Source organism: Planomonospora sp. ID91781, assembly GCF_015711595.1.
Taxonomy (GTDB): domain Bacteria; phylum Actinomycetota; class Actinomycetes; order Streptosporangiales; family Streptosporangiaceae; genus Planomonospora; species Planomonospora parontospora.
The window spans coordinates 563260-585427 of record NZ_JABTEY010000002.1 but is presented as its reverse complement, the minus strand read 5'-3'; the positions used below and the strand labels follow the sequence as shown (position 1 = coordinate 585427).

The following is a 22168-nucleotide window of genomic DNA, read 5'->3' as shown; positions in this document are numbered from 1 at the left end:
CGGCCGGCGCGGACCGGCCCGGCCGGATCGCCGCCTCAGGGGGCCTGCGACACGGCCCCCTCCCAGGTGCGCAGGTAGGCCTCGGCTCCGGCGGCCATGTCCTGGACGAGCTCGTCGCCCGCGACGATACGGATGTCCTCGATCCAGTCGGGGACCAGCCCGTAGTGGGCGACCCCGTCGGTGTTGACGTCCCAGACCCGCTCGCCGGTGCGCTGCCGGTCCAGCGTGACCGCGCCGTCGAAGGAGGTGAAGGGGTAGGTCACCGGGTTGCCCGCGTTGCCGGGGCGGGCCGGCGGGAGCGGGCCCAGGCCGTTGGCGTCGAGGCCGTAGCCGTACCCGGGGCGCCCGAACTCCGCGCGCAGCGGCTCGCTCCGCCGCCAGGTCTCCGCGAACTCCTCCGCGTGGTGGCCGTAGGCGGTGACCATGCCGCCGAGCCGGTAGATCCGGCGCAGGAAGCCCGGGTCGGTCCAGCTGTGCGAGGAGACGACGCCCGGGTAGCCGGCCGCCTCCAGCAGGCCGAGCGTCCGGTCGGCGGCCTTGACGCTCATGTGGTCGATCTCGACGAGCATGCCGCGCTCCATCATGCCTTCGACCATGTGCGCGCCCAGGCTCGTCAGCCCGCGGGTGTTGCAGTGCGGGGCGGGCGGGTACAGCGGGAGCCCGACCCCGCCCGGCAGGAACCGCGCCAGCTCGGGCGGGAGCGTCCCGGCCTTCTCGATGGTGTTGTCGTGCTCGGGCCCGGTGCAGGTCCGCGCGGTCCAGAACCTGCCGCTGGACAGGAGGTTGCCCAGGTTGACGATGACGCCCTGGGTGCCGGAGTCGAAGCGCACGCCGCACAGCGCGTTGTCGTACTTGTGGCAGACGAACATGCTCCGCACGCCGAGCGCGTGCAGCTCGTCGAGGCCCCGGTCGATCTGCGCCCTCGTGCAGTGCGGGATGCCGAGGGTCTGCCGGCAGCCGAAGGGCTCGGAGGTCTCCACGCCCAGGACCACCGCCAGGTTGCCCGCCGCGATCACCTGCCGGGCCTCGGCGGGGGAGCGCACGACCCGGAACCAGCCCCGGCCGGGCCCGCCGGCCCGGGCGTCGACGAAGTCCTGCAGCTCGAAGGTGCGCTGTGCCTGCAGGCGCAGCGAGGCCGTCTCGTCGCAGGGGTTGCGCTTGAGCGGGTAGATCTCGCACAGCTGCCGGTTGGCGACCAGCTGGTTGACCAGGACGCGCAGCCCGCCCCGCCAGGCCCGCTCGACCCACCTGTGGTAGGTCTGCTGGTGGGTGAGGGAGTCGCCGGCGGGCCAGCTCCGGAAGGTGGGCCAGCCGACCGGGTCGTGGGTGCCGGTGGGGGAGCCGGTCCGGGTGAAGTTCTCGAACCAGGCGGCCTCGCCGCGCGGCAGGTGGTCCGGGCAGTCGACGAGGGCCTCGTGGGCGCCGTCGGGATCGAACGGCCTGCCGCAGAGCAGGCTGCCGCCGAACGCCTCGTAGGACATCAGGTGGGTGTGCCCGTCGACGAACCCGCGGACCGGGGCCGCGCTGCCGGGCGGCTGCCCGGTGGCGTTGACCTCCGACTCGGGGGGAGCGGGGGCGGACATGGCCGTGGTGCCGGCCATGGCGAGGGCGCCGATCAGCAGGAAGGCGGCGGCGAGGAGTCTGGGCGGTCTGGCCATGGGGGGTACCTCCGCGGGGAGGGGGCCGGTGCCCCATGGTCCGTCCGGTACGGCCGCCGGTCAAGAGAAAAGATGAGCCTGACTCAAGGGCTGTCCGGTTCCCGGCGGAACAACGGCAGGACCATCTCCACCAGCGCGTCGACGTCACCGTCGACCATCGGCTCGCCGGTCATGCCCATCCGGTGGAGCATGGTCCCGACGACGACGTCGATGAGGAACAGGACCCGGTGCTCCGGCTCGCCGAGCGCGTCCTGGAGTGCGAGCCGGTAGGGGTCCTGCAGTCGCGAGGAGAGGATCTCGCGCAGCTCCGGATCGCTGACGGCGTCACTGAACACGCCCGCGAACGCGTCACCCACCCCCGGCTCGCCGATCTTGCCCGCGGTCCAGCGGATGGCCGAGGACACGATCTCGGCCCGGCCGGCGCCCTCCAGCGGCACCGGGCCGAACGCGTCGAGCAGGCAGTCCACGATCAGCGCCCCCTTCGTCGGCCAGCGACGGTAGATCGTCGTCTTCGCGATGCCGGCCGCGGCGGCGATGCGCTCCACCGTGGCACGCGCGTAGCCCAGCTCGTGGACCGTGCTCAGTGTCGCGGCGAAGACCACGTCGTTGATGCCGGAACGCGGGCGGCCGGGCGGCCGGGCGGGTGTGCTCGGAGTCATTCTCACACGATACCGAATTGCGCTACCGTAGGTTCCGAAACCAGAGGTATCGAAATCTGGGGAGAAGCATGAACGACACCACCGCGATGCGGCCCGCGGAGCCGGACCGGCCCACGGTGACGGCCCCGAGCACGGCGGCACCGCCGGGCTCCCGCCACCCGCTCCCCGCCGGGGAGCGCCCCCTGACCGCTCGACGCGAGGAAGGACGTTCGGCATGACGGTCACCTCCGACGCCGGACAGGTCCAGGCCGGGCCGCCGCCCGCACCGCCGCCCGGCCCCGATCCCGCGCACGACGCCCGCCTGGGCAGGCTGCTGCGCCCGCACGCCTGGAGTTTCGCGGCCGTCGTCGCCTTCCAGGTCATCGGCGCCGTCGCGGGGCTGGCGCCGCTGCTGGCGGTCGCCGAACTCGGCCGGATCCTGCTGGCACCCGGCCCGATCGATCCCGGCCGGGTCTGGTCCGTGGTGCTCGCCGGCGCGGCGGGGCTGTTCGTCAGGCTGGCGTTCACCGGCGCGTCGTCCGCGATCGGGCACATCGTGGACGGCGAGGTGCAGCTCGCGCTCCGCCGGCGGCTGGCCGCCCGGCTGGGCCGGGTGCCGATCGGCTGGTTCTCCCGCCGCCGCACCGGCGAGCTGGCCAAGGTGGTGGGCGAGGACGTCAGCGCCGTGCACCCGTTCATCGCCCACGCCCCCGGCGAGCTCGTCGCCGCGTTCGTGCTGCCGCTGCTCTCGCTGGTCTACCTGTTCACCGTCGACTGGCGGCTCACGTTGATCACGCTGATCCCGGTGGTGCTGGCCCTGGCCCACCTCCCGCTGATGATGACCCCGGCCCGGCTGCGTGAGGAGAAGCGGTTCGACGCGGCCATGGGGCGGATCGCCGACTCCGTCGTCGAGTTCGTCCAGGGCATCGCCGTGGTCAAGGCGTTCGGCGGTTCCGGGCGCGCCCACCACAGGTTCCGCACGGCCACCGACGACTTCGTCGGCGTCTACCACCGCTTCGTGCGCGGCCTCTCCGTGGTCGCCGCCGGAATGCAGCTGGTGCTGTCACCGCCGTTCGTGCTGCTGGTCGTGCTGATCGGCGGCACCGCCCTGATCACGGCCGGCGGCCTGCCCCCGGCCGACCTGCTGCCCTTCCTGCTGCTGGGACTGGGCCTGACCGCTCCGGTGGAGGCCCTCATCGCCCACGGTCTCGACGACCTGCAGGCCGCCAGGCGCGCGATCGGCCGGATCCGGGACGTGCTCGAGGTGGCGCCGCTGCCGGAGCCCGCGCACCCGCTCCCGCCGCAGGGCCACCGGGTGGAACTGCGCGACGTCCGCTTCGGCTACGAAGCCGATCGCGAGGTGCTGCGCGGCATCGACCTGGTCCTCGAACCGGGCACGGTCACCGCGATCGTCGGGCCCTCGGGCAGCGGCAAGTCCACGCTGGTCCGGCTGCTGCCGCGCTTCTTCGACCCGACTCACGGTTCGGTCACCCTGGGCGGCGTCGATCTGCGCGAGATCGGCAGCCACGACCTCTACCGGACGGTCTCCTTCGTCTTCCAGGACGTGCGCCTGCTGCGCGCATCGGTCGCGGACAACATCGCGCTCGCCGTACCGCATGCCGGCCTCGACGAGGTGATGCACGCGGCCCGGACGGCGAACATCCATGATCGGATCCTTGAGCTGCCACGCGGCTACGACACGGTGCTCGGGCAGGAGGCCGGACTGTCGGGCGGCGAGGCACAGCGGATCGCGCTCGCCCGCGCGCTGCTCGCCGACACGCCCGTGCTGGTCCTGGACGAGGCGACCGCATTCGCCGACCCGCAGACCGAGCAGGCGGTACGGCGGGCACTGGCGGAGCCGGAGGGCGACCGCACGATCCTGGTCATCGCCCACCGCCTGGAGACGGTCGCCGACGCCGACACCGTCGTGATGCTGGGCGACGGGTCGATCGTCGAGCAGGGCAGGCCCGCCAACCTCCTGGCGGAGAACGGAAAGTTCGCCGCCTTCTGGCAGTCCAAGGAGTACCGATGATCCGCATGCTGCTACGCGTCCTGGGCCGTGACCACGCCCGGCCGGTGCGCCGCACCGTGGCCCTGATGACGGTGACCGCGATCGCCGAGGGCCTGTCCTACGCCCTGCTGGTCCCCGTGCTGCGGGCCCTGTTCGGCGGTGACCCCGCAGACGACCCCGCGGACGCGCTGCCCTGGCTGACCGCGTTCGGCGGCGCGGTCGCGATCTACGCGGTGCTGCGCTATCTCAGCGATCTGTTCGGTTTCCGCGCCGGGACCACGCTGCTGCGCGGCATGTACCACCGCCTCGGCGATCATCTGGCCCGGCTGCCCCTCGGCTGGTACGGCGGCGGCCGGGTCGGGGAGGTGTCCGTCCTGGCCAGTCAGGGCGTGCTGGAGACGATGGGCGTGATCGCGCATCTGCTGGCGCCCTACATCTCCGCCTTCGTCACCCCTGTGACGATCGTCGGCGTGATGCTCGCCTTCAACTGGCAGCTGGGCCTGGCCGCGCTGGTCGCCGTGCCGCTCGTGGCGGCGGTCCAGATCCGGACCGGCCGCTCGATGGCCGCAGGCGACGCCGACCGCCACGAACGTGACACCGAGGCCACCGGGCGGGTCATCGAATATCTCCAGGCTCAGCCGGTGCTGCGCGCCGGCGGCCGGAGCGTCCAACGCTTCGCGCTGCTCGACGACGCGCTGCGGGAGCTCCAGCGGGCGTCCCGCCGTACCGTGTTGTCGGTGCTGCCCGGCATGATCGGTTCAACGCTCGTGGTGCAGGCGGTGTTCACCGCGTTGCTCGTTCTGGGCGCCCACCTCGCGCTGGGCGGGAGCATCGGTGTCGCCGAGGTGCTGACGATCCTGGTGCTGGCCGCCCGCTGCGCCGATCCGGTCCTGTCGCTGGCGGACATGGGCGGCAAGCTCCGCAGCGCGCGCTCCGAGCTGACCAGACTCGAAGCGCTCCTGCGCACCGAGCCGCTGCCGGAGGCACCGGAACCGATCCAGCCGGTGGGTCACGGCCTGGAGCTGGAGTCCGTCGCCTTCCGGCACGGCGACCGCGCGGTGTTCGACGGGTTGTCGTTGTCCGTGCCCGAGGGACGGCGCCTCGCCGTGGTCGGCCCCTCGGGCGCGGGCAAGAGCACACTGCTGCAGCTGATCGCGCGCTTCCACGACGTGGACGCGGGCGCGGTGCGCGTGGGCGGCGTGGACGTGCGCTCGATGAGCACCGAGACGCTGATGTCCCGGCTGGCCATCGTGTTCCAGGACGTCTACCTCTTCGACGGCACGATCGAGGACAACGTACGGCTGGGCCGCCCCGACGCCACCGAGGCCGAGCTGCGGGCGGCGGCGGGCGCCGCGCGGCTCGACGAGGTCATCGAGCGCCTTCCCGGCGGATGGGCGGCGAACGTCGGCGAGGGCGGCGCCCTGCTGTCGGGCGGCGAGCGCCAGCGCGTCTCGATCGCGCGGGCTCTGCTGAAGGACGCGCCCATCGTGCTGCTGGACGAGGTGACCTCCGCGCTGGACCCGGTGAACGAGGCGGCCGTCCACGAGGGCGTCGAACGCCTGATGGCCGGCCGGACGGTCGTGATGGTCGCTCATCGGATGCGGACGGTCCGACGCGCCGATCGCATCGCCTTTCTCGAGGGCGGCCGGATCGTGGAGGAAGGCACCCACGACGAACTGCTCGACCGCGGCGGCCGCTACGCCGACTTCTGGAACGCCTCCCTGACACCGGCAGCGCAGGACTGAGCCGGTGAGTCCTGCCCGGGCTCCTTCGGCCGGTTGGGCGGGCACGGCCACGGCGGCCCCGGGCCTGCTCGCCTTCACCGGCGCGATCGGGTCGGCCGAACCGCACGCGCACGCCGCGGTGCAGGTCCTGCTGGTGCTCGACGGCGAGGTGACGCTGACCGACCGGCACGGCCACCGGCGCCGGACCGAGGCCGCGATCATCCCGGCCGGTGCCCGGCACGGACTGCGAGCCGCCCCCGGCGCCCATGGCCTGCTGGCCTACCTCGATCCGGCCCATCCGGCCGGGCGCGCGGCCGGCGCCCGCATCGCCGCGGCCGGCGACGCGGACATCGTGAGCACCTGGCAGGTCGCCGCCCGCCCGCTGGCCACCGCCGCGGTCAACAGCATGATCACCGGACCGGCGGCTCTGCCAGGTGTGCTGTGCTCGATCGGACCGGCCACCGACCCGAGAGGACTTCCCGCCGTTCTGTCCCGGGCGCTGGAGGCGGTCCCTCAGCTCATCGACGGGCCGCTGCCGCTGAGCGAGCTCGCCGCCCGGATCGGGGTGTCGGCCGACCGGCTGGGGCATCTGTTCGCCGAGCACCTGCAGCTGCCGTTTCCGGCCTGGCGGCGCTGGGCCCGCCTGCTGCACGCGATCGAGGCGGTGCGCGGCGGCGCCACGCTCACCGAGGCCGCGCACGGCGCCGGCTTCACCGACAGCTCTCATCTGACCCGCGTCTGCCACGAGATGTTCGGTCTGGCTCCCTCCCACCTGGTCCACCTCGTACGCCCCACCGCCTGAGGCCTGCCGCCTGCCGGCTGACGTCCGACCCGGGACGTCGTCCGGAGCGTGCCCCCTGAACGACGCCAGTCGGCCCCGCCCTGTCGCCCGGCAGGACCGGCACGGCCCGGTTCGCGGCCCAGCGGATCCGTCCAAGTCCGAGAGGGCCGGCGGCCGCGACGATGATGCGCATGCTGAAATCTGTCGTCCGCTACGGCTACGTGCCGTTCATGCTGCTGGGCGTCAACGGCGCCGCCATCGCCCTGGCCGCCTCCGGCGCCTCCAAGCTGTGGCTGATCGGCCTGCTGCTGACCGCGATCGGCTGCTCGTTCGCCGCCGAACGAGCCCTGCCGTACGAGGCGGAGTGGAACGGCCCGGCCGGAGACGGCGGCCGTGACGTCGCCCACGCCGGCGTCAACGAGTCGCTGCTGCTCATCAGCGTGGGCGCCATCCCGGTGCTGGCCGCCACCGTCACCGTCGCCGACGTGTGACCGCGCTCCTGGCCGTTCGTGCTGCAGGTGGCGGCTGCGGTTCTGATCGCCGACCTGGGCATCACGCTGACCCACTACGCCAGCCACAAGATCGGCCTGCTGTGGCGTTTCCACGCCGTCCACCACTCGGTCACGCGCTTCTACGGCTTCAACGGCCTGATGAAGCACCCCTTGCACCAGTCGCTGGAGATGAGCGCCGGTGTCGCCCCGCTCATCCTCATCGGATTGCCCGTCGACGTGGCCGCCGCGCTGGCCGTCACCGTCGCGGTGCAACTGCTGCTGCAGCACTCCAACGCCGACTACCGCATCGGCGCTGCGAAGTACGTGCTCGCGCTCAACGAGGGTCACCGCTTCCATCATCTGAAGTGGGCCGGCGTCGGCGACGTCAACTTCGGCCTGTTCACCCTGGTCTGGGACCATCTGCTCGGCACCTTCTCCTACGACCCGGCCCGGCGCTTCACCTCCGAGCAACTGGGCATGGCCGCCAGACCCGACTACCCCGCCGCCTATCTGGCCCAGCTCGCCGAGCCCTTCCGCGCCTCCGGCGCCTGCCAGGCGGAACCCACCGGGCCTGAGCCCGCCGTCCGGGAGCGGGCGGTGAGGTGACGAGGTGACGGGGCACGACCCCTGGGCAGGGGACCGGCATGCAACACTACGACGTCGCGATCATCGGTGGCGGGCCCGCCGGGCTCACCGCGGCCATGACACTCAGCCGATCCCTGCGCCGCGTCGCGGTACTGGAGTCGCCGGCCGACCCCCGCAACGCGGGTTCGCACGGCGTGCACGGCATCCTCGGCCTGGACGGGGTGAGCCCCGCCGAGTACCGGAGCCGCGCCTGGAGCGACCTCGCCCGGTACGGCATGGCCGAACTCCACGAGACCGAGGCCGTGGACCTGGTCCCCGACCCGGGCGGCGGCGGGTTCGAGGTGGTCATGGAGGACGGTGGTCCGTTCTGGGCCCGGCGGGTGCTGCTCGCCACGGGGATGACCGACATCATTCCCGAGCTGGAGGGGTTCCGGGAGTGCTGGGGCGCGAGCATCATCCACTGCCCCTTCTGCTCGGGCTGGGAGAACCGCGAGCGCGCCTGGGGAGTGGTCACCGCCGATCCGGAGTTCGCCAGGAAGGCACCCCGGGCGTTCGCCGCCTGGAGCGACGACGTGATCGTCTTCACCGACGGGGAGGCGCCGGCGGGCGACCTCGGCGTGGAGACGGTCACCGGGAGGATCCGCGGGCTGCGCCACGACGGCGGCGACCTGCGCGCGGTCGAGCTGGACGACGGTGCGGTCGTCGAGCGGGGGACCCTGCTGTGGCAGCTCGACCAGCGGCCGGTCCCGCTGGTCTCCAGGCTCGCGAAGGACAGGGGTCTGGCCCTGCGCGAGGACTGCTACGTCAAGACCGACGGCTCCTGCCGTACCAGCGTCCCGGGCCTGTACTCCGCGGGGGACACCATCACCGAGACGCAGGGCGCGATCGAGTCGGCCGCGAGCGGCTCCACCGCGGCGTTCCAGATCATCGAGGACGAGACCGCGTGAACGGAACCCCGGCGCGGCCGGTCATCAAGAGCGGTCGCGAGACCGTGATCGATCCGTGATGTGTCGGCCCTGCCCGCCGGGGCAGACGGAGGTCGGCTCGAACAAGAGGGAGTGTGGAACATGACAGTCACCGGCATCATCACCGCCATCGTCATCGGCGCCATCATCGGAGCCCTGGGCCGCCTGGTCGTCCCGGGACGGCAGGGCATCCCGATCTGGCTGACCGTCGTGATCGGCATCGTCGCCGCGCTCATCGGCACCGCCATCGCCGGAGCCTTCGGCGTCGCCAGCACCGGCGGCATCGACTGGATCGAACTGGTCCTGCAGATCGCCGTCGCCGCTGTCGGAGTCATCCTGGCGGTGAGCCTGTACGGCAGGCGCAGCGTCCGGTAGAAGGGGTCCGGCCTCCCGGCCGAGACGCCGCACGGACACGCACACGGCCCCGATCCCGGTTCCCCGGGACCGGGGCCGCGGCCTGTCCGGGCACGCGCCGGAGACGGAACGGGCGGGGCGGGTCAGCCGTCGGCGGCCCAGCCGCGGGTGGCGCGCAGGACGGCGGCGACCCGCAGGAAGCGGTCGCGGTCCAGGACGGCGCCCTCGCGGCGGATGTCGTCCTCGCCCAGCTCGAAGATCCGGTCCAGGCGCAGGTAGGAGACGCGGCCGCCGCGGTCCCAGTGGCCCGGGCCGAGCTCCAGCCAGTCGTCCGGGCGGTCGCCGCCGCGGCTGGAGAGCATCATCGCCAGCAGCCGCCGGCCGTGGCGGCCGACGACCAGCAGGGGCCGGTCCTTGCCCCGGCCGGGATCCTCCTCGTAGGGCACCCAGGCCCAGACGATCTCGCCGGGGTCGGCGAGGCCGTCCAGGTCGGGGGAGTAGTCCACGGTCGCCGCCCGGTCCACCCGGTGGACCTCCCGGACCGCGCCGCGGGCGGGCCGGGGATCTTCGCCAAGGTCGCGCATCCGGGCAGACTACGGCAGAAGCCTCCCCCGCGCACCGGGAGCGTCCGGCCGGGGACCGGTCGCGCCGGTCAGCCGCTCTTGCGCCGGAAGGAACGCCTGCCGGAGGCCGGACCGTGGGCGCCGTGGATCTTCGAACCGCTCCTGCCCCGGCCGCCTTCGCCGGCTCCCGGCTGGGAGAGCTTCTTGCGCTCGAGGGCCTCGCGGAACCTGCGCTTCATCTCGTCCTCGGAGCTCTCGGGCCGCGAGTCGGCGTTCTCGGGTTCTGGGGTGATGTCGGGCATGCGGACCTCCTGGTCACCGGCGGGCAGTCCAACTTCGGCCCGGCCTGATCGTCATCCTCTCATGTCCGAAACCGGCCCCCGACGCGTGCCGTCGGGGCCGCCCGCGTGTCGGAGGCCGCCCGGCGGCCGGTCCGGCGGCCGGGTGGCTCAGTGCAGGCCGATGGCCATCAGGAAGAGCAGTCCCGCGATGTGGCCGATGACGACGAACACGATGATGAAGATGAACAGGAACTTCGCCGGCCCGTGCTCGAAGTGCCGGCCCTCCTCGAGCGGCTTGCGCTTGGCCTCCCGCTCGGCGATCCGCTCCTCGATGGGCTTGCTGTGGAACATGGGGCTCCTCTGGCGGACGGATGCCGGGAAGGTGGCGGTTTATATCATTAATGTTAATTTATGTCACCGGGTGGGCGGTGCGGACGGCCTGCCGGCCGATCCCGTCCGGCCGTGCCGCCGGAAGGGCTCCCCCGCGCCACCGGAAGACGCCGGCGGCGGCGGGCGCGAGCGGGGAGCGGAACCGTCATCGGATGCCGCCTTCCCTGCGTGAAGCCGGAGATCGCGGGATTGCTCCAGCTTCATCCGGGTATGTTCTTTCCGCTGTTCACGCGCCCGGCCGGAGCGGGGGACGGTGCGGCGGCCGGGGCCGGGACGTCCCGGCCGTGCGGCCCGACCCGTGAGGACGGGACCTGCGGCGCGGGGCGGGGGGGATACCGCCTACGATCGTGAGGCGTCCGGGCAGGAACCTGCCGAACCGCAGGACCTTCAACAGACGCCGGAGCGCGTGGTCGCCGCAGCGAACGACGCGCGACGGTGCCCCATATCGAGAGGAACGGGAAGACGTCATGGCTGGAAGTCACGGAGGAAGCCTCAAGTCTTGGCTCGCGGTGATCGTCATCCTGGCGGGATTCACGGTCGGCGGCGTCGCCCTGTGCTTCGGTCCCAACTGGCCGCTGGTCTGGGCGGGGGCGGGCATCATCGCGGTCGGCGGAGTGATCGCCCTGCTCGTGGACATCTTCTCCGACGTGATCGTGGACGCGCCGCGCGTGCTCGCGTCGGAGAAGGTCGACCGCAAGGGCTGAAACCGCATGACCGCGAGCGTCGCTACGTCCCGTTGAGGGCCTCCCCGACGGTGGGGGAGAGCTCGAAGGCGGGGCGTAGCCCGGTGATGGCCAGGATCCGTTCCAGGATGCCGTGCACACCGGCCAGCACCAGGCGCGTGCCCAGATCGCGACTGCGGTTCAGGGCCCAGATCAGCTCGGCGATCCCCGCCGAGTCGCAGAAGGTCAGCCCGGTGACGTCGACGACCACCGTGGCGGGGGTGCCGGACTCCCAGACCCTGGTCAGCTCGGCCCGGAAGACGGGGGCGTGGGCGTAGTCGAGTTCGCCGCCCGCCTGGACGACGAACGCCGTGTCCAGCCGGTGCGACGAGACGGTGAAGACGGTCATCTCTCACTCCTCGGCCCGCAGGGGGCAGGGCGGGCTGTCTCCGTCCTACCAGTTCTGCGGGGACGGCGGCGCCGCCTGCGGGGATCGAAAACCGGATCGGTCCACCGCCGCGGACGGTGGACCGATCGAGTACGGAGCGCGCCGTCGCGAGCGGCCGTTCCCTGTGATGCGGCCTTCGGCGAGGACCTGCGGACGCGAGCCGCCGCGTTCACATCGTCAACTGCAGGCTGCGCCGGACCTCACCGGTGACCGATCAGGGTCAGCAGTGGAACCTGCCGTCGAACGAGTAGTGGTAGTACTTCCGATCCTTCAGCGGGGTGACCCCGCCGAACTGGTTGTTGCACCCGACGGTGACCTCGCTCTCGGCGAGGAGATCATCCCCGGAAGTATCGTCCTCCCAGACCTGGATCGTTATTCTGCTGCCCACTTCATAGGTGAGGGGATATGAAGACCGGAGGTCGACTGTTCCGCCCTCGTCGGATTCGTTGACGTCGATCGTGCCGTCGGTCGGAGCATAACGCCGAGAGGATCCATTCTGTACGACCTTGATGAAGACTTCGTCCCCATTGCTCCAGGTCCCCTCCTCGTCCACGTCGTGGACATACAGGGTGAGGCCGAATCCGATCTGGGATGCAGCGGCGTTCGCCGGGGCCGCGCCGGCAAGGAACAGCGACCCCGCAAGGCCTGCCAGGGACAGAAGAGCTCCGGGCCTAGAACGTACGAGCACGGTTTCTCCTTTTCTTGTTCGATCGGTCGTGATCAAGGTTTTCCCAGTTCCCTTGGAAGGGACTTGCGGCCGGCTTGGATCGGGCGGGCGGGAAACCGGCTTCAAGGAGCCCTTTTCAACCTGCCGACGCTGGTCAGCGTGGGTGCAAGGGGAGCTGGGTTGAGGTGAGATGAGGCTCCCGGTAAGACAGCAGTCGACCAAGATCCGATGCCCCAACCGGGAGCCTCGTTGCTGTCATACCGTGCCGCGATTCCGCTGTCTGACCGCACCCTTGTCCGCCTCGCCAAGCTGATCCGCGCCCACCGTGCCCAACGGTGCTCCCGCTGGCGCCGCCTCGGCCCCGGGCAACAAGCCCTCCTGGTCTTGGCGCATCTACGCAACGGCGACACCTACGCCCGCTTGGCCGGCGGGTTCGCCATCGGCACCACCACCGCCTGGCGGTACGTGCGCGAGGCGGTCGACCTGGTCGCCGCTCTGGCCGACGACGTGCACACCGCCGCGCGGAAGGCCTCCCGTCTGACCTATGCCGTTCTGGACGGCACGCTCATCCCGATCGACCGGCTGGCCGACGACAGGCTGTACTACTCCGGAAAACACCACCGGCATGGGGTCAACGTCCAGTTCCTCGCCGATCCGGCGGGCCGGCTGGTGTGGGCCTCACCGGCGTTGCCCGGCTCGGTGCACGATTTGACCGCGGCCCGGCGGACCGGCCTGATCGACGCCCTCGCCTATGCCGGCGTCCAGGTCTTCGCTGACCGGGGTTACCAGGGTGCAGGCAGCACGATCCGGACCCCGTTCAAGCGCCGTCGGCACCGGCCACGCCTGTCGCGCCACCAGAAGTCCGTCAACCGCTCCCACGCCCGTATCCGGGCGATCGGCGAACGCGCCGCCGCGACCCTGAAGGCATGGAAGGTAGTGGTCCGGCTCCGCTGCTGCCCCCGCCGCGCCACCGCGATCGTCCAGGCCATCCTCGTCCTGCAGCTCATCGAAGAGGGCCGCTACTCAGGATGAAAAACGCTCACTGCACCTGCGAGTGGAGTACGTGCGGTGATCACGGAGCATCCCTTTCCCGATACCGGAAACGATCTTTACTTTTATCTTTTCCTTATGTGATGATCACTCCGTTTTGCCATATCCGTCCGAAAGGCTGTGAGTGAACCCACGCCGATCAGCGTCCGGCTTATCCGTCCGGACGCGCCGCCATGCTGCCCTGATCGCGATGCTGACGCTGCCACTCTCGCTGATGAGCGCGCCCGCGATCGCCCAAGTCTCCACGCCATCCCCCGCCCCGACCTCTACATCGACACCACCAGGTGCCGCCTCGGATCCGACTCTCAAGAGCGCCTGGGAAAAAGCCACCAAGTCCGGTAAACCCGTCGAGGTCCCCTCCCGCTCCACCGAGACCATGAAGGTCTGGGCCGACCCCGACGGCAAGAACCTGCGCGCTGAGCTGCACACCCGACCCGTCCAGCTGAAGAACCCGGCCAGCGGCGCCTGGGAACCCATCGACACCCGTATCGTGACCCGCGACAGCAAGCTGCAGGCCACCCGGGTCAAGACCCCGCTGACCTTCGGCGGACGCGGCACCAAGCACCTGGTGTCAGCGGCCGGAGAAGATGGCAAGAGCGGCCTGGGCGTGACCCGGGCATTGCCGGAACCCAAGGTCTCCGGCAATGCCATCACCTACCCCGACGCCATCGCACCCGGAGTCGACCTAGTGGTGCTGGCCCAGGCCGACGGCTTCGTCTCCCAGGTGGTCTTCCGGCGCAAGCCGACCGGCCCGGTGACGGTGCGACTGCCGCTCACTCTGCCCAAGGACACCACTTTCGGCACGACTCCCCAAGGACTGCCGCAACTGAAGGACGCCGACGGCAAGCCCAAGGCCGCCCCGATCGTACTGACCGCCATGGACGCCAAGGTGGAAGCCTCCCCCGAGGAAGGCAAGACCTCCCCCGTCGAGGCACGCGTGGAGACCTCCGGCACCAAGCCGGAACTAGTGTTCTCCCCGGATGAGAAGTTCCTGGCCGACCCGGCGGTGACCTACCCGGTGACGATCGCCGCCGCCTCGGAGTGGTTCGGCGGCGGCGTACCCACCGATGCCTGGGTCAGTAAGAACAACCCCAGCGCCAACAACGCCGCGGCCGGATGGCTGCGCGTCGGCACCACCCAGACCAGCGCCGACATCGCCCGCGTCTACCTGAAGTTCGATACCGAGGCACCGGAACTGGAGGGCGCCACGGTCATCGACGCGGACCTGTACGTATGGAACTACAAGTCCGGCGGCCCCAACGGCCAGCTGTGTGGCGAGATCGGCTCAGGCATCGCCGCCGCCCTCGTCACCTCCCCGTGGACCCTTGACGGCTCATCGACCAGCCTGAGCTGGAACAGGCAGCCCTCCAACAACGGCGTCGCGGGCGGCAGCGGCAACAAGTACGGCTACAGCATCGACGCCAGCGGTACCTGGTGCGCCAAGGAAGAGGCGCTCGTGCATCGGGTTAGCGGCATGGCGCGCGCCTGGATCGAGCAGGGCGTGCCCAACTACGGAGTGATGCTGCGGGCGGTCACCGAGAGCCCGGCGCTCAACTGGCGCCAGTACTACGCCAGCGAGCATGGCGGCCAGCCCTACCCGGGCTACCGCCATCCACCCACTCTCATGGTGGAGTACACACCGGCGGAGGAGTTTGAGATCGCCTACGAGCGGGACGGGCTTCCCAACGACGACCTGCCGACCTATGAGGAAGTGCTCGCCAACCAGATTCCGCTGAGCGACTTCCCTCCGTCCTACCGGGTACGGACACTGGACGAGGTGGCGGCGCTGGCCGAGGCGACGACGCAAACGTTTGAGACCGATCAGGATGACCTGCCCACTGCCATCGTGCCCCCCGACAACAGCGAGCCGGACGCCAACCCGCCCAAAACCGTGGCGACGGCACCGGTCAAGGACGCGCAGAACGTCTCGGTCCTGTCCCGGGTAATGGCGTTCCTCGACGAGCCCGTCACCGGTGCGCAGGTCACCGTCCGGGACGCCTCGGGACAAATCATTCCCGGTGTCACAACCGCGAATTCGCAAGGTGACATCCTCACCTTCAGCCCTGCTCAGCAACTGCCCGCGGCCTCCACCTTCACCGCGGAGGCCAGCGGCGGCAAGGACGCGGCCGGCAACACGATGGCAGCCCATTCGTGGTCGTTCTCCACGGACAGGACTCCGCCGACGGTCACAAGCACGAGCCCGGCCAAGGATGCTGCGGACGTAGAACTTGACTCCACGATCAAGGTCACCTTCAGCGAGAAGATGTCCGATGTCCAGCTCACGTTGAAGGACGGAGCCGGAGCCGCGGTGGAGGGTACCGGGGTCCTTGACGGCACCGGCAAGGCGTGGACGTTCACGCCCGCACAGCGCCTGAAATGGAACGCCACGTACGCTGCGGAACTGGCTGCCAAGGACGCCTCCGGAAACGCGATGGAGCCGCACAAGTGGTCCTTCGCCACAGTCACGGACCACGAGGCACCCACGATTACTAAGACCGTTCCCGCCAAAGACGCCGTGGACGTGAAGGTGACCGAGACGGTCAAGGCCACCTTCAGCGAACCGGTCTCTGACGTGAAGATGACCGTAGCCGACGCCGCCAGCACGACGGTTGCCGGAAGTCTCACTGTGGCAGACGACGGCAAGGGGGTCACCTTCACGCCTGCCGCGCCGCTGGCTGTCATGACCTCCTACACGGTGACGGTCACGGAAGCCAAAGACCCAGCGGGGAACGTGATGATCCCCCATTCCTGGGTCTTCACCACCAGGCCGCCGGATGTCGTCCCGCCGACAGTCAGCTCGACGGTACCGGCAAGCGACGCGACCGGCGTACTGCCCACAGACGTCATCAAGGTCATCTTCAGCGAGGCAGTGACAGACACGCAGATCACCGTCACGGACGCGGTCGGCGCCCAGGCCGCCGGAACGCTGAGCGTGGACTCGGCCACTGCGGTGTCCTGGCGGCCAACGGGTTCACTGGCGGGAGAGACCCGCTACACAGTGACGGTTTCTGGAGCCAAGGACGAGGCCGGCAACACGATGGCCGCCGCCCACTCGTGGTCGTTCACCAGCGGCAGCCTTCCGCCGCCGCCCGACGCTCCCACGATCAGCAGCGAGTACGTGACGCCCACCAACGACACAGGCGCTGTTACGTCGCTCACCCCCACCTTCCGGGCTTACGTTACCGACCCTGAGGGTCGGTCCTCGCTTCTGAGCGTGGAGGTGGAGCATGATCCGGCGGCCGCTGGTCAGGGCACCGGCCTGATCTGGTCGGGGACCGGCACCACCAGCGTCCCATCCGGCAACTACACCGGCGTGACCATGCCGAGCGGTAAGCTCACCGACGGATGGAAGATCCGCTGGCGTGCCCGCGCTGTGACCACCAGCGGTATGGCTGGAGCGTGGACCGACTGGAACAACGAGACGGTGAGCCTGAACAAACCGTCGGCGAGTGATGCGTACGTGACGCCCACCAACGACACAGGCGCTGTTACGTCGCTCACCCCCACCTTCCGGGCTTACGTTACCGACCCTGAGGGTCGGTCCTCGCTTCTGAGCGTGGAGGTGGAGCATGATCCGGCGGCCGCTGGTCAGGGCACCGGCCTGATCTGGTCGGGGACCGGCACCACCAGCGTCCCATCCGGCAACTACACCGGCGTGACCATGCCGAGCGGCAAGCTCACCGACGGATGGAAGATCCGCTGGCGTGCCCGCGCTGTGACCACCAGCGGTATGGCTGGAGCGTGGACCGACTGGAACAACGAGACGGTGAGCCTGAACAAACCGTCGGCGAGTGATGCGTACGTGACGCCCACCAACGACACAGGCGCTGTTACGTCGCTCACCCCCACCTTCCGGGCTTACGTTACCGACCCTGAGGGTCGGTCCTCGCTTCTGAGCGTGGAGGTGGAGCATGATCCGGCGGCCGCTGGTCAGGGCACCGGCCTGATCTGGTCGGGGACCGGCACCACCAGCGTCCCATCCGGCAACTACACCGGCGTGACCATGCCGAGCGGCAAGCTCACCGACGGATGGAAGATCCGCTGGCGTGCCCGCGCTGTGACCACCAGCGGTATGGCTGGAGCGTGGACCGACTGGAACAACGAGACGGTGAGCCTGAACAAACCGTCGGCGAGTGATGCGTACGTGACGCCCACCAACGACACAGGCGCTGTTACGTCGCTCACCCCCACCTTCCGGGCTTACGTTACCGACCCTGAGGGTCGGTCCTCGCTTCTGAGCGTGGAGGTGGAGCATGATCCGGCGGCCGCTGGTCAGGGCACCGGCCTGATCTGGTCGGGGACCGGCACCACCAGCGTCCCATCCGGCAACTACACCGGCGTGACCATGCCGAGCGGCAAGCTCACCGACGGATGGAAGATCCGCTGGCGTGCCCGCGCTGTGACCACCAGCGGTATGGCTGGAGCGTGGACCGACTGGAACAACGAGACGGTGAGCCTGAACAAACCGCTCTCTGGAACTACGAACAGCCGCATGGCTACAAGCGTCCAGACGAACCAAGCCGCCGCAGCAGGACACGGAAAGGGCTGGCCATGGGTGACCAGACCCGACAAGCGCATCACGTTCTCCGACTGCTGGTCGAGCAAGATGGCCAACAGCAAGCGCACCTATCCGCTCGGCTGGGTGCGGGACTCCTACAATTGGTGCGCTGTCCGCACGGTCGGCAAGACACGCGTCAGGAAGCTAAAGGATCCGTGCGGTTGCAAGCACACGATCACCGGAAAAATCGAATTCCTGTTCAGCGTCGCGGGACACACCTTCACCGGCGATACGAAAATCGACGATGAAGGTAACCTCAACGCCTTCGCCGAGAAGGCGTACGACAGCAGTAATAAACTCATCGACAGCCGTACGACCCAGGTCTGGGCGCGCGTGGACAAAATCAAGGTCACGGGTACGTCCGGGCCCCTACTGTGGCCGGAGACATCTAGACTGGACGTGGACATGGGGTTCTACGGCACCGGCTGCCGGCAGACCCAGGGAGGCAGCGCCCGCGGCACTTTGGCCCATTGGAGAGCCAACCCGCAGGTCTACTTTGAGTACTTCTCGGACAAGAACGCCAGCAGTGGCCCACACAAACTGGCCACCTGCGACCTCAACCCGATGATCGTTGCTGGTAACGGCCCCTCACCGTACGTGCTGTCCAAGATGGCCAACATGACGGTACGCTGCGACACCTCAGAGACTTTAACGCTCAGCTACGGCGGATGCGTCTTCGCTGATCACGTCCCCACCTTCAAGGCAAAGCCCGTGTGGGGACACGACAGCAACGGCAATCCGATACCGAACTACTCCGCCATGCTCATTCAAACCGCACTCGACGATCCCAACGCCACCTATCCGAAAGCACCGAACGGAGCCTCGAAGGTCATTCCCGGGTCGCGGGATAAGGGGCCTCTCCACCGCTCCAGCAATGCGAAACGGAACGGGAAAAACCGTAGCCAATCGCTGAAGTTCTGCGCACAATTGGCCAATGAGCCCGACTATCCATGGGACAAGGCTCCGGACGAGGACTGCGACGAGTACCCCTTCGCCGCAACCCATGAGGGATCGGCCGGTCCGCAGGCGGACTCAATCAACTACAACGTGGCGGTCAACCTCATTCCGCGTAGCCCGAATCGGAGTGTAGGCAGCCTCATGAACTGGTTCTGTCATCATTACCGGGTTCTGGGTTCACACCCGGACACCGGAGCAGACACCAAGCATGCCTTCGGAAAATTTTACGTGACCGTAACAAATAGGTAATAGTTCATCAGAAACAGCTGATCGCCGCGAAGCACCGCTGGCCTTCGCGGCGATCAGCCATATCAAGACACCCGGCACCAACGGAAGGGCCGAAGCAATGCTCACCGAAATCGAGACGCACTACAAAGACCTGATTGAACGCAATATCTTTCTCGGCGAGCTCTGCATGACGTGGTTCCGGGCGAGCTCTGCCGATGAGGTGATCCGGACTCTCAATGTCGAAGTGCTCGATACCACCATGAGTGGATTGAAAGGGCTGTACGCTGAGTCGTACGAGGAGCACAACGAGGGCAAATTCGGCGGGTTCCTATTACTGGGGGAGGAACCGCCCTGGTTCCTCGCAATGGAGTACACCGGCGATCGGGCTTTCCGGGCGCTCGACCGGCTCTCCTCTGACGGCGAGGCGATCTGCCTGATCGGGAGTGCGACCCTCTATCGATTCGCGTTGTTCTATGCGCGCGACGGCAGGAAGCTATGTAGATTCGACTATGCAGGCGATATCCGGGGTGAAACGGCAGCCATTGAGGAGCACCTCCAGGGCCTGTTCCATCTGCACGAGCGATATGCCGACGCCGAGGCAGGCCGCGTCCCGGATGGAGGGCTGCTGGATGACTGGCGCATGCACGCATTCATACTGATGGAGCGGATCACCGGAGTCCGCCTATCCTTCGAATGGCTGGCACGAGGACACGTGCTTTACCGTTTCCGAGTCTAGGGAGCGCTCAGCCGCGGCGAGGGCGAGGCTGGGACGGGTCACCGAAGATCGCGAGCTGGGTCATCATGCTTTCTCCTCGGTACGGAGCGTTCGGGCCCGGGGCGGGCGAGTCCGCACGCGCGAGTCACATGCCGAGGCAGGCCGAGCAGGCGCGGATGGGCGGTGCGTCCGGGTCATCGTCGGCGGACCGGGACTCAACGTGCTCGGCATCACCACCGCAGTGGCGGCAGAGGCGGGCCGCGGGCGGCGGGGCGGGTACGGTCGTGCCGGTGGTGCGGGCCTGGTCGCTGTCGTCGAACACGATGGCGCCGCTGATGCTGATCTGTAGCGGGATGGTGCTGTCGTCTCGGACGAGTTCGTTCCAGATGCTGTCCAGGTCAACGGAGACGCGCAGTGCCTTGGTCTCCGGGTCCAGGTAGGCGAAGACCAGGACGCCGCCGACGAGCAGGGCGGGCAGGTTCTCGTCGTTAGTCACGGGCAGGAAAGCGGCGGTCCGGTTGGCCGCGTCGCAGTAGCCGGCGCTGAGAACGGGGTGGGCGAGCGGGAACGTCGCGTCGAGCTCGTCGAGGACCGCACGCCGGGCGTCGTCCTTCAGCCCGGCGAGTACGGTGTCGCTAGCCAGGTGGCCGGGTGAGGGGCCCTTGACGACGTCGAACACCTCGTCGCAGATGAACGGGTAGGCGCCGCCGATGCCGAGGGTGGCGACCCGGGCGAGGGTGCCGCCTGCGGTCAGGCAGTCGCGGGCCGCCTCGATCGGGGTGGTGTCGGGCGGGTGGGCTGGCCGCTGGTGGTGTCGCTGGCTGTCATCTCTCTCCTTGGAGAATGAGGCCGGGGGCGGCGCTTGGCGCGCCGCTCCCGGAGATGGGCTGGGTTATACGACTTCGTGTTCGTGGTAGATCCGGTAGTCGATCCCGGTGGTCCCCTTGGAGGCGTTGCAGGACCTGCATAGGGGCTGGATGTTGTCGATCGAGTGCGGTCCGCCCAGCGCCAGAGCCCACACATGATCGGGCTCTAGCGGGACGTCAGTTCGCAGGCATCCCAGACAGCAGCCGTAGGCGACGCGCAGCTCGGCCCATTCGACGGCGGTCACGCCTGAGCCAGGCGCCGCTGCCTTGCGAGCACGGTATCGGGCGCGCCGTGCGCGGTTGGCTTCCGGATTTTTTCTCGTCCATTCCGCGTTCTTCGCCGCATAGTAGGCGCGGTTCCGTTGGTAGTGAGCCCGTGATGCCGCCCTCACCTTGTGCGGATTCTTCTCTCGGTATTGCCGGTCGCGCACCCGAGCCTTCTCCAGGTTTCGGACCCTCCACTCACGGGTTACTTCGGCAAGGCACGGCTTGCACCGGCTGGCGAAGGCTGCCCCCTTGGGAGTGAAGTCAGCCAGTGACTTGGCCTTACCGCATTTCGTGCAGACCTTGATTGCGGGTTGGGGCGCGTCCATCGGACGGTACTTTTCTCGGTCCACGGCTCTGCAGAGGCGGCAGACGTTGAGGTGGCCGTCTTTCATCTTGAGCCCTTTTCAACCTGCCGACGCTGGTCAGCGTGGGTGCAAGGGGAGCTGGGTTGAGGTGAGATGAGGCTCCCGGTAAGACAGCAGTCGACCAAGATCCGATGCCCCAACCGGGAGCCTCGTTGCTGTCATACCGTGCCGCGATTCCGCTGTCTGACCGCACCCTTGTCCGCCTCGCCAAGCTGATCCGCGCCCACCGTGCCCAACGGTGCTCCCGCTGGCGCCGCCTCGGCCCCGGGCAACAAGCCCTCCTGGTCTTGGCGCATCTACGCAACGGCGACACCTACGCCCGCTTGGCCGGCGGGTTCGCCATCGGCACCACCACCGCCTGGCGGTACGTGCGCGAGGCGGTCGACCTGGTCGCCGCTCTGGCCGACGACGTGCACACCGCCGCGCGGAAGGCCTCCCGTCTGACCTATGCCGTTCTGGACGGCACGCTCATCCCGATCGACCGGCTGGCCGACGACAGGCTGTACTACTCCGGAAAACACCACCGGCATGGGGTCAACGTCCAGTTCCTCGCCGATCCGGCGGGCCGGCTGGTGTGGGCCTCACCGGCGTTGCCCGGCTCGGTGCACGATTTGACCGCGGCCCGGCGGACCGGCCTGATCGACGCCCTCGCCTATGCCGGCGTCCAGGTCTTCGCTGACCGGGGTTACCAGGGTGCAGGCAGCACGATCCGGACCCCGTTCAAGCGCCGTCGGCACCGGCCACGCCTGTCGCGCCACCAGAAGTCCGTCAACCGCTCCCACGCCCGTATCCGGGCGATCGGCGAACGCGCCGCCGCGACCCTGAAGGCATGGAAGGTAGTGGTCCGGCTCCGCTGCTGCCCCCGCCGCGCCACCGCGATCGTCCAGGCCATCCTCGTCCTGCAGCTCATCGAAGAGGGCCGCTACTCAGGATGAAAAACGCTC

21 protein-coding genes are annotated in these 22168 nt (G+C 69.2%); 12 read left to right on the top strand and 9 right to left on the bottom strand.

Features of this window, described 5'->3' with window-relative positions:
- Positions 1–35: 35 nt before the first annotated feature.
- The gene (locus HS048_RS21975) at positions 36–1658 is read right to left on the bottom strand and encodes a membrane dipeptidase (RefSeq protein ID WP_196468501.1); all 1623 of its coding nucleotides are present in this window, start codon (positions 1656–1658) and stop codon (positions 36–38) included.
- 83 nt (positions 1659–1741) lie between these two features.
- Entirely contained in the window at positions 1742–2317 is a 576-nt protein-coding gene (locus tag HS048_RS21970) for a TetR/AcrR family transcriptional regulator (protein ID WP_196468500.1), read from the bottom strand.
- A 214-nt stretch (positions 2318–2531) separates the two neighbouring features.
- On the opposite strand from HS048_RS21970, the gene HS048_RS21965 reads away from it, so the two are divergent.
- The 7 genes from HS048_RS21965 (at position 2532) to HS048_RS21940 (ending at position 9228) form a co-directional block, all read left to right on the top strand.
- Positions 2532–4328, top strand: a complete 1797-nt coding sequence (locus HS048_RS21965) for an ABC transporter ATP-binding protein (protein WP_196468499.1) — start codon at positions 2532–2534, stop codon at positions 4326–4328.
- Complete coding sequence (locus HS048_RS21960) at positions 4325–6052, top strand: ABC transporter ATP-binding protein (RefSeq protein WP_196468498.1); 1728 nt, start codon at positions 4325–4327, stop codon at positions 6050–6052. The genes HS048_RS21965 and HS048_RS21960 overlap by 4 nt, the downstream gene beginning before the upstream one ends.
- 4 nt (positions 6053–6056) lie before the next feature.
- Positions 6057–6833, top strand: coding sequence for a helix-turn-helix transcriptional regulator (locus tag HS048_RS21955; protein ID WP_196468497.1), 777 nt, complete (start codon positions 6057–6059; stop codon positions 6831–6833).
- A 170-nt stretch (positions 6834–7003) separates the two neighbouring features.
- Complete coding sequence (locus HS048_RS37415) at positions 7004–7303, top strand: hypothetical protein (RefSeq protein WP_230881829.1); 300 nt, start codon at positions 7004–7006, stop codon at positions 7301–7303.
- Positions 7304–7330: 27 nt separating this feature from the next.
- Positions 7331–7909 (top strand): sterol desaturase family protein, encoded by a 579-nt coding sequence (locus tag HS048_RS37410; RefSeq protein WP_307832585.1) that lies wholly within the window; start codon positions 7331–7333, stop codon positions 7907–7909.
- Between the two features lie 38 nt (positions 7910–7947).
- Complete coding sequence (locus tag HS048_RS21945; RefSeq protein ID WP_196468496.1) at positions 7948–8835, top strand: NAD(P)/FAD-dependent oxidoreductase; 888 nt, start codon at positions 7948–7950, stop codon at positions 8833–8835.
- A gap of 120 nt (positions 8836–8955) precedes the next feature.
- A complete protein-coding gene (locus tag HS048_RS21940) occupies positions 8956–9228 on the top strand; it encodes a GlsB/YeaQ/YmgE family stress response membrane protein (RefSeq protein WP_068897201.1) in 273 nt (90 codons plus the stop codon).
- Between the two features lie 122 nt (positions 9229–9350).
- Here the strand turns inward: HS048_RS21940 and HS048_RS21935 are convergent, their stop codons facing one another.
- The 3 genes from HS048_RS21935 to HS048_RS21925 all read right to left on the bottom strand — a co-directional run bounded on the left by HS048_RS21935 (position 9351) and on the right by HS048_RS21925 (position 10402).
- Positions 9351–9791, bottom strand: coding sequence for a type II toxin-antitoxin system PemK/MazF family toxin (locus HS048_RS21935; protein WP_196468495.1), 441 nt, complete (start codon positions 9789–9791; stop codon positions 9351–9353).
- Between the two features lie 68 nt (positions 9792–9859).
- The gene (locus HS048_RS21930) at positions 9860–10072 is read right to left on the bottom strand and encodes a DUF5302 domain-containing protein (protein WP_068897199.1); all 213 of its coding nucleotides are present in this window, start codon (positions 10070–10072) and stop codon (positions 9860–9862) included.
- 147 nt (positions 10073–10219) lie between these two features.
- On the bottom strand, positions 10220–10402 hold the full coding sequence (locus HS048_RS21925) for a hypothetical protein (RefSeq protein WP_068897198.1): 183 nt from the start codon (positions 10400–10402) through the stop codon (positions 10220–10222).
- A gap of 506 nt (positions 10403–10908) precedes the next feature.
- Here HS048_RS21925 and HS048_RS21920 point away from each other — a divergent pair.
- A complete protein-coding gene (locus HS048_RS21920) occupies positions 10909–11145 on the top strand; it encodes an HGxxPAAW family protein (RefSeq protein ID WP_068897197.1) in 237 nt (78 codons plus the stop codon).
- Between the two features lie 22 nt (positions 11146–11167).
- On the opposite strand, the gene HS048_RS21915 is transcribed toward HS048_RS21920, so the two are convergent.
- Together HS048_RS21915 and HS048_RS21910 are read right to left on the bottom strand one after the other, a co-directional pair.
- Positions 11168–11512, bottom strand: coding sequence for an STAS domain-containing protein (locus HS048_RS21915; RefSeq protein ID WP_068897196.1), 345 nt, complete (start codon positions 11510–11512; stop codon positions 11168–11170).
- 259 nt (positions 11513–11771) lie between these two features.
- Positions 11772–12239, bottom strand: coding sequence for a hypothetical protein (locus HS048_RS21910; RefSeq protein WP_068897195.1), 468 nt, complete (start codon positions 12237–12239; stop codon positions 11772–11774).
- Between the two features lie 228 nt (positions 12240–12467).
- On the opposite strand from HS048_RS21910, the gene HS048_RS21905 reads away from it, so the two are divergent.
- From HS048_RS21905 to HS048_RS21895, 3 genes are all read left to right on the top strand, one after another.
- Positions 12468–13250: a transposase family protein gene (locus HS048_RS21905; protein ID WP_196468490.1), complete on the top strand. Its 783-nt coding sequence runs from the start codon at positions 12468–12470 to the stop codon at positions 13248–13250.
- Between the two features lie 208 nt (positions 13251–13458).
- Complete coding sequence (locus tag HS048_RS21900; protein ID WP_196468494.1) at positions 13459–19032, top strand: Ig-like domain-containing protein; 5574 nt, start codon at positions 13459–13461, stop codon at positions 19030–19032.
- A 97-nt stretch (positions 19033–19129) separates the two neighbouring features.
- Positions 19130–19747, top strand: coding sequence for a DUF6461 domain-containing protein (locus tag HS048_RS21895; RefSeq protein WP_196468493.1), 618 nt, complete (start codon positions 19130–19132; stop codon positions 19745–19747).
- A 124-nt stretch (positions 19748–19871) separates the two neighbouring features.
- Here the strand turns inward: HS048_RS21895 and HS048_RS21890 are convergent, their stop codons facing one another.
- The gene (locus tag HS048_RS21890) at positions 19872–20405 is read right to left on the bottom strand and encodes a hypothetical protein (protein WP_196468492.1); all 534 of its coding nucleotides are present in this window, start codon (positions 20403–20405) and stop codon (positions 19872–19874) included.
- Positions 20406–20618: 213 nt separating this feature from the next.
- Positions 20619–21185: an HNH endonuclease signature motif containing protein gene (locus tag HS048_RS39160; RefSeq protein ID WP_196468491.1), complete on the bottom strand. Its 567-nt coding sequence runs from the start codon at positions 21183–21185 to the stop codon at positions 20619–20621.
- Between the two features lie 191 nt (positions 21186–21376).
- On the opposite strand from HS048_RS39160, the gene HS048_RS21880 reads away from it, so the two are divergent.
- Positions 21377–22159, top strand: a complete 783-nt coding sequence (locus HS048_RS21880) for a transposase family protein (RefSeq protein ID WP_196468490.1) — start codon at positions 21377–21379, stop codon at positions 22157–22159.
- Positions 22160–22168 lie beyond the last annotated feature (9 nt).